This is a genomic window from Bradyrhizobium sp. (genome assembly GCF_035484855.1).
In the GTDB taxonomy this organism is placed as follows: domain Bacteria; phylum Pseudomonadota; class Alphaproteobacteria; order Rhizobiales; family Xanthobacteraceae; genus Bradyrhizobium.
Genome location: NZ_DATHOP010000085.1, coordinates 20,676 through 31,231, shown reverse-complemented (window position 1 = coordinate 31,231; position 10,556 = coordinate 20,676). Strand labels below are relative to the sequence as shown.

The 10,556-nt window shown below is 63.6% G+C and carries 9 protein-coding genes and 1 pseudogene; 5 read left to right on the top strand and 5 right to left on the bottom strand.

Features of this window, described 5'->3' with window-relative positions:
- From VK804_RS09690 to VK804_RS09680, 3 genes are all read right to left on the bottom strand, one after another.
- The coding region (locus tag VK804_RS09690) for an ABC transporter substrate-binding protein (RefSeq protein ID WP_325370350.1) at window positions 1-252 on the bottom strand (252 nt) is incomplete at its 3' end.
- A 465-nt stretch (window positions 253-717) separates the two neighbouring features.
- Entirely contained in the window at window positions 718-1,944 is a 1,227-nt protein-coding gene (locus VK804_RS09685) for an ABC transporter substrate-binding protein (RefSeq protein ID WP_325370348.1), read from the bottom strand.
- A gap of 133 nt (window positions 1,945-2,077) precedes the next feature.
- Window positions 2,078-2,440 carry a DUF1304 domain-containing protein gene (locus VK804_RS09680; protein ID WP_325370346.1) on the bottom strand — a complete coding sequence of 121 codons (363 nt, stop codon included), beginning with the start codon at window positions 2,438-2,440 and terminating at the stop codon, window positions 2,078-2,080.
- A gap of 145 nt (window positions 2,441-2,585) precedes the next feature.
- On the opposite strand from VK804_RS09680, the pseudogene VK804_RS09675 reads away from it, so the two are divergent.
- The 4 genes and pseudogenes from VK804_RS09675 to VK804_RS09655 all read left to right on the top strand — a co-directional run bounded on the left by VK804_RS09675 (window position 2,586) and on the right by VK804_RS09655 (window position 5,693).
- Window positions 2,586-3,061: pseudogene (locus VK804_RS09675) on the top strand (PaaI family thioesterase).
- A gap of 34 nt (window positions 3,062-3,095) precedes the next feature.
- Window positions 3,096-4,613 carry an AlkA N-terminal domain-containing protein gene (locus tag VK804_RS09665; RefSeq protein WP_325370340.1) on the top strand — a complete coding sequence of 506 codons (1,518 nt, stop codon included), beginning with the start codon at window positions 3,096-3,098 and terminating at the stop codon, window positions 4,611-4,613.
- A complete protein-coding gene (locus VK804_RS09660; RefSeq protein WP_325370338.1) occupies window positions 4,594-5,115 on the top strand; it encodes a methylated-DNA--[protein]-cysteine S-methyltransferase in 522 nt (173 codons plus the stop codon). Before VK804_RS09665 ends, VK804_RS09660 begins: the two co-directional genes overlap by 20 nt.
- A gap of 173 nt (window positions 5,116-5,288) precedes the next feature.
- Window positions 5,289-5,693, top strand: a complete 405-nt coding sequence (locus VK804_RS09655; protein WP_325370336.1) for a nuclear transport factor 2 family protein — start codon at window positions 5,289-5,291, stop codon at window positions 5,691-5,693.
- Here VK804_RS09655 and VK804_RS09650 read toward each other — a convergent pair.
- Window positions 5,690-6,373 carry an HAD family phosphatase gene (locus VK804_RS09650; protein ID WP_325370334.1) on the bottom strand — a complete coding sequence of 228 codons (684 nt, stop codon included), beginning with the start codon at window positions 6,371-6,373 and terminating at the stop codon, window positions 5,690-5,692. The two genes, VK804_RS09655 and VK804_RS09650, sit on opposite strands and share 4 nt — an antisense overlap.
- Window positions 6,373-9,159, bottom strand: coding sequence for a [protein-PII] uridylyltransferase (locus VK804_RS09645; protein WP_325370332.1), 2,787 nt, complete (start codon window positions 9,157-9,159; stop codon window positions 6,373-6,375). The genes VK804_RS09650 and VK804_RS09645 overlap by 1 nt, the downstream gene beginning before the upstream one ends.
- Before the next feature lie 273 nt (window positions 9,160-9,432).
- On the opposite strand from VK804_RS09645, the gene VK804_RS09640 reads away from it, so the two are divergent.
- Window positions 9,433-10,407: an aliphatic sulfonate ABC transporter substrate-binding protein gene (locus tag VK804_RS09640; protein WP_325370330.1), complete on the top strand. Its 975-nt coding sequence runs from the start codon at window positions 9,433-9,435 to the stop codon at window positions 10,405-10,407.
- The last annotated feature ends 149 nt before the right edge of the window (window positions 10,408-10,556 follow it).

Here is a 10,556-nt window from a genome sequence, read left to right as displayed (position 1 = left end):
GTCATACTGGATCAGGTTGATCTTGCGGCCGTTCACGCCGCCCTGGTCGTTGATCATCTTGATATAGGCGGCCTGGGTCTTGCCGATGGTGGCATAGGCGGAAGCCGGGCCGCTGAACGGATTGGTCTGGCCGATCTTGATCTCGGTATCGGTCGCGCCGGTGTCGTATTTCTTCTGTGCCGATGCCGGCGATGCCGACAGCGCGATCGCAACCGCGGTCCCGGTGAGCAGATGAAAAATGCCGTTCCTCATATCGCTGCGTTCCTCATGTGGGTGATTTTTTCCGATGGTCCTGTCCAGCCGCGCTGAACGCCATCGCTATGGCGATACTGGATGAAGCCATCCCGCATTGCAAGACGATGGTGGGGGGATAAGGTGAACGAAGTCAGGCCGGCCAGAGCGGGATGGGCTCAGGGTCGCGACGACGGACCATTTTCTCAAGCCCGGACGCGAGACCACACCAGGTCTGCAAGTCGGGATCTTCTCCTTTGCATGGGGTTGTTTTGCGATTTTTTGGTAAGGCCCTGCGGCTGCGCCCCGGAGCACCGGATCGCTGGCGCTTCGCGCTCACGGCGAATCGATTCAAATCCGTCCCATCATGCCCTGGCCGGCAGAGACGTGGATGCCCGGGACATCTAGCGCGAAGACGCGCTTCGCGCTTCTGCCCGGGCATGACGTCGTTTTGCCGTGACGATTCAGTCCGACCAGGCGCCGATGTCACCCGGCGGCGCCGGTATCCTCGATGATCGGGCCGAACAGCTGCCAGCGCTCGCCGTCGAACTTCATCATCTGCAGCTGCTTGTTGACGCGATAGTCGGTCGGCGAGGTGTTGGCGACGATGCCGGGCAGCGCCAGGTCGAGCACGACGTTCTTCAGCGAGGTCGCCTGCTTCATGACGTTCTCGCGGGTGAGATCGTCGCCGCATTGCTTGAGCACCTGCATCAGCATCTGCGAGGTGGTATAGCCGTAGGTGTTGAAGATCGAAGTCTTGTCGCCCTCCGGATAATACTTCGCCATGAAGTCGAGATACTTCTTCATGCCGGCGTCGTCCTTCCAGGTCGGGTCGAGCGGGTCCTTGATGTAATTGACGCTGATCACGCCCTTGGAAGCCTCCAGCCCCGCCGGCTTCATCACCGCGCCGACCGAGGAGGCGTTGATGTCGAGGATGTGCACCGGGTGCCAGTCGAGCTCACTGATCTTCTTGATCGCCTGGGCCGCCTGTTTCGGGGTCGACGCGCTGAAGAACACGTCGGCGCCGGCGGCCTTGATCTTGAGGATCTGGGAATCGATGGTCGGATCGGCCACCTCGTAGGACGCCTCCGCAACCACCATCGTCGCGGCCTTCTCGCCGAGGCCGGCCTTGATGCCGTTCAGGTAATCCTTACCCAGATCGTCGTTCTGGTAGAGGATGCCGACCTTGGCGTTCGGATAGGTCTTCATAATGTACTGGCCGTAGATGCGGCCCTCGACGAAATAGTTCGGGTTGAATCCCATGGTCCAGGGAAAATTCTTCGGGTCGGTGAATTTGGATGCGCCGGTCCCGGCGAGCAGCTGCGGGACTTTCTTGGCGTTGAGGTATTTCTGCACGGCGGCATTCGAGGGCGTGCCGAGGAGTTGGAAGGTGGACAGCACCTCGTCGTCCTCGACCAGCTTGCGCACCTGTTCGACGGCCTTCGGCGGGCTGTAGGAATCGTCATACTGGATCAGGTTGATTTTGCGGCCGTTGATGCCGCCCTGATCGTTGATCATCTTCATATAAGCGGCCTGGGTCCTGCCGATCGTGGCGTAGGCAGAGGCCGGGCCGGAGAACGGCACCGTCTGGCCGATCTTGATCTCGGTGTCGGTCGCGCCGGTGTCGTATTTCTTCTGTGCCGATGCCGGCGATGCCGACAGCGCGATCGCAACCGCGGTCCCGGTGAGCAGATGAAAAATCCCATTCCTCATGTCGCTGCGTTCCCTCATGTGGATGATTTTTCCGATGGTCTGGTCCGGCTGTAACGGCACGCCATCGTTGGCGCGAGTGTGGGGGAAGGGGCGGGCCAATGCAAGTTGGGGCGGGGAAATAGGGAGAACGAAATCACGCCAGCCAGAGCAGGATCAAGGCAAGCGCGGCGGGCGCCGCCTGGATATACAGAATCCTGCGGCTGACGGTGGCGGCGCCATAGACGCCGGCAACGATGACGCACAGCAGGAAGAACGTCTTGATCTGGAACGAAAAGCCGGGATTGCCGTGCAGCAGCCCCCAGAGCAGGCCGGCGGCGAGAAAGCCGTTATAGAGGCCTTGATTGGCGGCCAGCACGGACGAATCGGCGGCCTTTTCGGGCGTGTTGTGAAACGTCTTCAGCCCCAGCGGTTTGGTCCAGAGAAACATCTCCAGAACCAGAAAGTAGACATGCAGCGCGGCGACCAGCGTCACCAGGACATTGGCGATCCAGATCATGCGGCGTTCCCCCGAGCAGGCTTGTCGGCCCACGCTAGCATGTCGCGCGCGGCGCCGCGCGAAGGTTCTTGATCGAAGCCTCGGTCGCCCTGACGACGTCCGGAAACCGCGAGACAGGCCTGCCCCAATGGACGATATTGCCGGCATGGACATCGCAAGCAAGACCTATGGCACCGTCAGCGCCGAGCGGCGCAGCGAAATGAGCGGACTGGAATTCGTCCAGGGGCTCGCCGACGGGACGCTGCCGCTCAATACGATCGCCCGGACACTGGGCTATGATATCACCGAGGCGGCGAGCGGCCGGGTCGTCATCACCGCGCGGCCGAACGACAGCCATCTCAATCCGGCCGGCACCGTGCATGGCGGCTTCTCGGCCACGTTGCTCGACAGCTGCATGGGACTGGCTGTTAGTCGACCCTCGAAAAGGGTTTTGGCTCGACCACGCTCGAATTCAAGATTTCGCTATTGCGGCCGATCACGCCCGAGACGGGAGTGATCACGGCCGAAGGCACCGTGCTGACCCGGGGTCGGCGCGTCGGAACCGCCGAGGGGCGGATCACCGATAGCAAAGGGCGGCTGCTTGCCCATGGCACCACCACCTGTCTGATTTTTGCGGACTGACGATGTCCGAAAACCGCGAGACAAGCGGCTGGCAATGAACCATGATTTGCCGATGGATATGGACCGCACCGCCTGCTACCGCGCGATTTCGACCCGCGACGCCCGTTTCGACGGCAGGCTGTTCGTCGGCGTGAAAACCACCGGCATCTATTGCCGGCCGATCTGCCCGGCGCGCACGCCGAAATTCGAGAATGTGTCGTTCTATCCGTCCGCCGCCGCGGCCCAGGAGGCGGGACTCCGTCCCTGCCTGCGCTGCCGCCCGGAAACCTCGCCCGATCTCGCTTTCTGGCGTGGCACCGGCAACACGGTATCCCGCGCGCTCGCGCTGATCGAGGCCGGCGGCCTCGATGGCGCCAATGTCGAAGGCCTCGCCAATCGCCTCGGCGTCGGCGCGCGGCAGTTGCGGCGGCTGTTTCACCGGCATGTCGGGGCCTCGCCGATCGCGGTGGCGCAGACGCGGCGGGTGCTGCTCGCCAAGCAACTGATCCACGAGACTTCGCTGCCGATGGCCGAGGTCGCGCTGGCCTCGGGCTTCAACAGCGTCCGCCGCTTCAACGAGACCTTTCTCGAGATGTTCGGACGTCCGCCGGCGAGCCTGCGGCGTGTCCGCGACAGGACCCGGCGCGAGGCCGGTGCGCTGTCGGTGCGTCTCGCCTATCGGCCGCCCTATGACTGGGACGCGATGCTGTCGTATCTCGCGGCGCGCGCCATTCCCGGCGTCGAGATGGTTTCGGGGAACGTCTATCGGCGCACGATCGCGGTCGGCGACAACAGCGGCGTCATCAGTGTCACGCCTGCGGACAAAAACCGTGTCGACGTCTCGATTCGATTTCCGGATATGGCGGCGCTGCCGCAACTGATCGCGCGGGTGCGGCGGGTGTTCGATCTCGCCGCCGATCCCGACTTGATCGGCGCGCATCTGGCGCTCGACCCGGTGCTGGCGCCGTTGGTCGCGGCCCGGCCGGGCTTGCGCGTGCCCGGCGCCTGGGACGGTTTCGAGCTTGCGGTGCGCGCGATCTTCGGCCAGCAGATCACGGTGCCGGCGGCAATCAAATTGCTCGGCAAGCTGGTGGCGGCCTATGGCGCGCCGCTGCCCGCGGGGCTGCGGGATGGCGAGGGTCTCAGCCACTTGTTTCCGTCGCCCGCACGAGTTGCCGGCGCCGACCTCGCCGGCCTCGGCATGCCCAGGGCCCGCGCGATGGCGGTGACGTCGCTGGCATCAGCCATTGCCGCCGACCCCGCCATCTTCAGCCGAAGCGCGAGCCTCGAGGAGACGGTCGCAAAATTGCGGGCGCTGCCGGGGATCGGCGAATGGACCGCGCAATACATCGCGATGCGCGAGCTGCGCGAACCCGACGCATTTCCCGCCGCCGACATCGGATTGCTGCGCGCGATGGCGGACGCTGATGGCCTTCGTCCGTCGCCCGCCGCATTGCTGTCGCGCTCCGAGCGCTGGCGGCCGTGGCGAGCCTATGCCGCGCAGCATCTATGGGCCGCTTGCATCCCGCATCCGGTGCCATCGCCGGTCGCCCATGAACGCGAAGCTGCCTGAAATCTTCGGTCTCGACCGCCTGGAAACGCCGATCGGCACGGCGCTGCTCGTCACCGATGCCGAAGGCGCTCTGCGTGCGCTGGACTGGGAGGATTTTGAGCCCCGGATGCGCCAACTGTTGCGGCGCCAATACGGCTCCGTGGTCCTGAATGCGGCGAAGGCCCCAAGGGACACGCTCTCGGCACTGAAGCGATATTTCAAAGGCGATCTCGCTGCCCTGAACGCGATCAAATGGCGCGTCGCCGGCACGCCGTTCCAGCAAAAGGTCTGGCACGCATTGCCGAACATTCCGGCCGGGACCACGATGAGCTACGGCGCGCTGGCGTTGAAACTCGACGCGCCGAACGCCATGCGCGCGGTCGGCCACGCCAACGGCGCCAATCCGATCAGCGTCGTGCTGCCCTGTCATCGGCTGATCGGCAGCAACGGCTCGCTGGTCAAATATGGCGGCGGGCTCGCGCGCAAGCGCTGGCTGCTGCAGCACGAAGGGGTGGCGATTTAGGAGCCGTCATTGCGAGCGGAGCGAAGCAATCCATCGAGCCGCAAGCAAGGATGGATTGCTTCGTCGCTTCGCTCCTCGCAATGACGAATTCCAAAACGTCACGTCCGTTAATCGCCAGACGGGCGGTGTCGATGCGCTTAAGCGTCTCCTCATATTCAACATGGAGACACCAGATGACCGACGCGGAAATTCAGGATTTCGTGACCCGGTTTGCGGCCGCATGGGCGGCGCGCGACGGCAAGGCGTTTCTGGAACTTTGGCATCCGGAAGGCTTGCTGAAAACGCCGATGGTCGGCCGGACGGTGAAGGGCAGCGAACTCGATCGCCTGCTCGAGGTGCAGACACAGGCCGCGCCGGACTTCGTCTGGCAATTGCTGGACTGGACCTCACGCGGCGACGTCGTGATCGTCGAGTGGCAGACCACCCGCATCGTCAATGGCCAACGCTTCAGCTGGCGCGGCGTCGACAAATTCCGCATCCGGAACGGCAAGATCGCCGAGGAGACGGTCTATTGCGACACCGCCCCGCTGCGCGCGCTCGGTACCGGCGAAGCGCTGCAGCCGATCACGAGGTTCTAGGCGATTGGTTGCGATCTGATCAGGGTACGGACTTCATGGAGATTCTTGGCGATGCACACGCACAAATCCTCCATCTCGGTCGTAGCCGGGAACAGGTCCGGCACCATGATGGTCATCATTCCCGCTCCGGACGCGGCTCGGACGCCGTGGTAGGAGTCTTCGAGCGCGACGCACAATTCCGGCTCGACGCCGAGGCGTTCGGCGGCTTTCAAAAACGGCTCGGGATGCGGCTTGCCGCGCGAATAGTCGCCATGCGCAACAATTTCTTCGAATCGCTCGGTGAGCTTATGGAAGCCGAGGTGGTGCTGCGCATCCTCATGGCGCGAAGATGTGGCAATCGCGCGCGGTAGCCCGGCATCATCCAGAAAATCGAGCAGCTCGACGACGCCTGCCTTCAGGCGGAGTTGCGATCGCGTCATCTCGTCGAACCGCTCTTTCACCTTGGTCCAGAAGATGTCGAAATCGAACCCTTGTCCGCAACGCGCAACGAAAGCCATGCGGGTTGCCTCAAGCGGCGTTCCTATCGTGGTTAGATAGAAGGGAAGCGATATATCGTGACCGCCGTCCGCTGCGGTGGCCATTGTTGCATCCCGGTACAGTGCTTCAGTGTCGAAGAGCAGCCCGTCCATATCGAACACGACCGCCCGGACGTTGCGGGGAAGTCTCACAGCCTTTGACATTACGCCGCGACGGCCGCGTCGTTGGCGAGCAGATGGACCAGCGCGCTCTTGATCGCGGCCTGTCGCGTGGGCGCGTTGATCTGCGCGCCGAGCAAATCGGTGACGTAGAACACGTCGCGGGCGCGCTCGCCGAAGGTCGCGACATGGGCCGAGGCGATATTGAGGTTGAGCTTCGAGATCGCGGTGGTCAGTTCGTACAACAGGCCAGGGCGGTCGAGGCCGGACACCTCGATCACGGTGTAACGGTCCGACCATTGGTTGTTGATGATGACCTCCGGCTCGACCACGAACGGCCGCGCCTTGCCGCGGGCTGCGGCGCGCCTCGCCACCACTTCGGGCAACCGCAGCTTGCCTTCCAGCACGTCCTCGATCATCTCGCCGATTCGCGTCGCGCGCCGTGCCTCGTCCTCGTCGCGGTCGTATTCCCGCGATATCGCGATGGTGTCGAGCGCGCGGCCGTCGGTGGTGGTGTAGATCTGGGCGTCGACGATGTTGGCGCCGGCCGAGGCGCAGGCGCCGGCGATGATCGACAGCAGCCAGGGGTGGTCGGCCGCCCAGATGGTCAGTTCGGTGACGCCCCGCGTCTCGTCGAAGCCGACATTGATCGCGAGCTTGTGGGCCGCCTGCTCGCTGGCACGAATGAAGCGGGCCTGGCGGATCTTGCGCGGCAGCTCGACCTTGAGCCAGTAGGCCGGATAGTGCCGGCCGACATAGGAGTTGAGTTCGGCTTCCGGCCACTCCGTGAACGCTGCGCGAAACTCCGCCTGTGCGGCGGCGATGCGCTTGGCACGATTGACCTCGGAGAAGCCGCCGGTCAGCACCGGCTCGGTTTCGTAGTACAGCGTGCGCAGCAGCTGCGCCTTCCAGCCGTTCCAGACGCCGGGGCCGACGCCCCTGATGTCGGCAGTGGTCAGGATCGTCAACAGCTTCATCTGCTCGACCGATTGCACCACGGCGGCGAAATTCTCGATGGTCTTGCGGTCGGAGAGATCGCGCGACTGCGCCACCGTCGACATGGTCAGATGCTGCTCGATCAGCCAGGCCACCAGTTCGGTGTCGGCGGCGGAAAAGCCGAGCCGCGGGCACAGCCGCCGCGCCACCTTGGCGCCGGCAATCGAATGATCCTCGGGGCGGCCCTTGGCGATGTCATGCAGCAGCGTGGTGATGTAGATCACCGCGCGGTGCTCGGGGCGGATCTTGCGCATCAGGTCGCTGGCGACGATGAACTCGTCATTGCCGCCGCGTTCGATCTCCTGCAGATAGCCGACGCAGCGCAACAGATGCTCGTCCACCGTGTAGTGGTGGTACATGTTGAACTGCATCATCGACACGATCTTGCCGAAGGCGCGGATGAAATGGCCGAGTACACCGGTCTCGTTCATGCGCCGCAGCACGATTTCGGCATCGTTGGAGGTCAGGATCTCCATGAACAGCCGGTTGGCTTCGGGATCGTCGCGCAGTTGCGTGTTGACCAGTTTCAGGGACCGCGTCACCGTGCGCATGGCGTCCGGATGGAAGGCCAGGTTGTTCTTCTGCGCCAGCCGGAAGATTCTTATCAGATTGACCGGGTCGTGCTTGAACACGTCGGGCGCGGCGAGGTTGATGCGGTTGTTGTCGACGATGAAATCGTCGCTGTCCGGCACGCGCCGTCGCACCGTGCTCGGCCGCAACCGCGCCATCATCCGGCTCAGCACCGGCGCGGGCTTGGCCTGCTGGTCCTCCAGCTTGGCGCACAGGATCGCGGTGAGGTCGCCGACGTCTTTCGCGACCAGGAAGTAGTGCTTCATGAAGCGTTCGACATCCTGCATGCCGGGATGCGAGGTATAGCCGAGCCGGATCGCGATCTCCCGCTGCATGTCGAACGACAGCCGCTCTTCGGCGCGGCCGGAGAAGAAATGGATGTTGCAGCGGACCGACCACAGGAAATCGGCGCAGCGGCGGAAGGTGCGGTATTCCTGCGCGTCGAATACGCCGCGTTCCAGCAACTCATCGGTCTCGCGCACGCGGTAGACATATTTTGCGATCCAGAACAGCGTGTGCAGGTCGCGCAATCCGCCCTTGCCGTCCTTGACATTGGGCTCGACCAGATAGCGCGACTGCCCGGCGCGGCGATGGCGTTCCTCGCGCTCGGCGAGCTTGGCGGTGACGAATTCGGCCGCGGTGCCCTGCACGACTTCCCGGTCGAAGCGCTCGACCAGCTCGTCATAGAGCGGCTTGTCGCCGGTCAGGAACCGTGTTTCGAGGATCGCGGTGCGGATCGTCATGTCGCCGCGCGCCTGCCGGATCGATTCGTCGACCGAGCGGGTGGCGTGGCCGACCTTCAGCCCCATGTCCCACAGGCAATAGAGGATGGCTTCGGCGACCTGCTCGCCCCAGGCGGTCTGCTTGTAGGGCAGGATGAACAACAGGTCGATGTCGGATTCGGGGGCCATCAGGCCGCGGCCATAGCCGCCGGTGGCGACCACCGCCATACGCTCGGCGCCGGAGGGGATCGGCGAGTGATACAGATGCCGCGTGGCGGCCGCGAACAGGATGCGGATGATTTCGTCCTGCACGAAACACAGCCGCTCGGCGCAGCGCCGGCCGTGGCGATCCCTGAGCAGCACGGCCTGCGCGGTGGCCCGCGCCGCGATCATCTCGGCCTTCAACAGTTGCGCGGTGGCGGCGCGGAACAAATCCTCGCGCCCGGCATGTTTTTCGGCGAGCGCGTCGACCGCCGCCGCGATCCGCGCGGTGTCGAAACGCTCGTCGGCCACGGGCCGGGTTTGGGTCACGACGCTGTCCATGAGCTATCCCGATATCGGACGGCATCGACGCTGTCACGGGACATTGTTGGATGACAGTCCATCCATGCTGGATTCCGCTTGCTTTGAGCAAGGCTGTTCTCGGCGCTAGGGATCGGGTGTGCAGATTTTCTCATTGACGCCCGACGTTTAACTCATTGAACTGAAACGAGGTTTTCTATAGTGGGAAGGGGTTACGGAAGGCTGGAAGCGCCGGTCGCGTTGACGCTTCGCTGCAATCTGCTTTGATCGTTCCGATATGGGGGGACATTGACGATGCTCAAGATTTCACGCCGCGCCTTGGCTGCGATCATCGCGGTTGCGACGCTTGCTCCCGGCGCCGCCTTCGCCGCGGACGCGCTCAAGGAAATCCATCTGGATTGGGCGACCTACAATCCGGTGTCGATGATCCTGAAGCAAAAGGGATTGCTGGAGAAGGAATTCGCCAAGGATGGAATTTCCATCGTCTGGGTGCAGTCGGCCGGTTCCAACAAGGCGCTGGAATTCCTCAATGCCGGATCGATCGATTTCGGCTCCACGGCGGGCTCGGCGGCGCTGGTGGCGAAGATCAACGGCAACCCGATCAAGTCGATCTATGTCTATTCGCGCCCCGAATGGACGGCACTGGTGACGACCAAGGATTCCAAAATCTCTAATGTCGCCGACCTCAGGGGCAAGCGTGTCGCGGTGACGCGCGGCACCGATCCGCACATCTTCCTGGTCCGTGCGCTGCTCGGCGCCGGCCTGAGCGAAAAGGACATCACGCCGGTGCTGCTGCAGCACGCCGACGGCAAGACCGCGCTGATTCGCGGCGACGTCGACGCCTGGGCCGGGCTCGACCCGATGATGGCGCAGGCGGAGATCGAGGACGGCGCAAAACTGTTCTACAGGAATGCCGACGCCAACACCTGGGGCATCCTCAATGTGCGCGAGGAATTCCTGAAAGATCATCCCGATATCGTCCGCCGCGTGCTCGCCACCTACGAGGACGCGCGCAAATATTCGCTGGCGAATTACGACGAGCTGAAAAAGACCTTCATCGCGGTGACAAAATTGTCCGACGCCGTCGTCGACAAGCAGCTCAAGGAGCGCACCGATCTGACCTCCAGCCGGATCGGCGCGCCGCAGCGCGAATCGATTCTGGCTGCGGGACTGGCGCTGCAGCAGGCCGGCGTGATCGATCCCAAGGTCGATGTGAAAGCGACACTCGACGCGCTGATCGACGACCAGGTGCCCCTACCGACGAATTGAAGGAGGCGGCGTCTAAACTCAATCGTCGTCATGCCCGGCATCCACGTCTTTCTTGACGCAGCGCGAAGACGTGGATGGCCGGGACGAGCCCGGCCATGACGAATGGGAGGGCTCAGATCGTCCCATTCGCCAACTTGCAATCTTCCGCG

Excerpts from the sequence above, each read along its gene's own strand:
- VK804_RS09685 (WP_325370348.1), bottom strand. The coding sequence starts at position 1,944 with ATGAGGAATGGGATTTTTCATCTGCTCACCGGGACCGCGGTTGCGATC.
- VK804_RS09655 (WP_325370336.1), top strand. The coding sequence starts at position 5,289 with ATGACCGACGCGGAAATTCAGGATTTCGTGACCCGGTTTGCGGCCGCA.
- VK804_RS09660 (WP_325370338.1), top strand. The coding sequence starts at position 4,594 with ATGAACGCGAAGCTGCCTGAAATCTTCGGTCTCGACCGCCTGGAAACG.
- VK804_RS09680 (WP_325370346.1), bottom strand. The coding sequence starts at position 2,440 with ATGATCTGGATCGCCAATGTCCTGGTGACGCTGGTCGCCGCGCTGCAT.
- VK804_RS09645 (WP_325370332.1), bottom strand. The coding sequence starts at position 9,159 with ATGGACAGCGTCGTGACCCAAACCCGGCCCGTGGCCGACGAGCGTTTC.
- VK804_RS09665 (WP_325370340.1), top strand. The coding sequence starts at position 3,096 with ATGAACCATGATTTGCCGATGGATATGGACCGCACCGCCTGCTACCGC.
- VK804_RS09640 (WP_325370330.1), top strand. The coding sequence starts at position 9,433 with ATGCTCAAGATTTCACGCCGCGCCTTGGCTGCGATCATCGCGGTTGCG.
- VK804_RS09650 (WP_325370334.1), bottom strand. The coding sequence starts at position 6,373 with ATGTCAAAGGCTGTGAGACTTCCCCGCAACGTCCGGGCGGTCGTGTTC.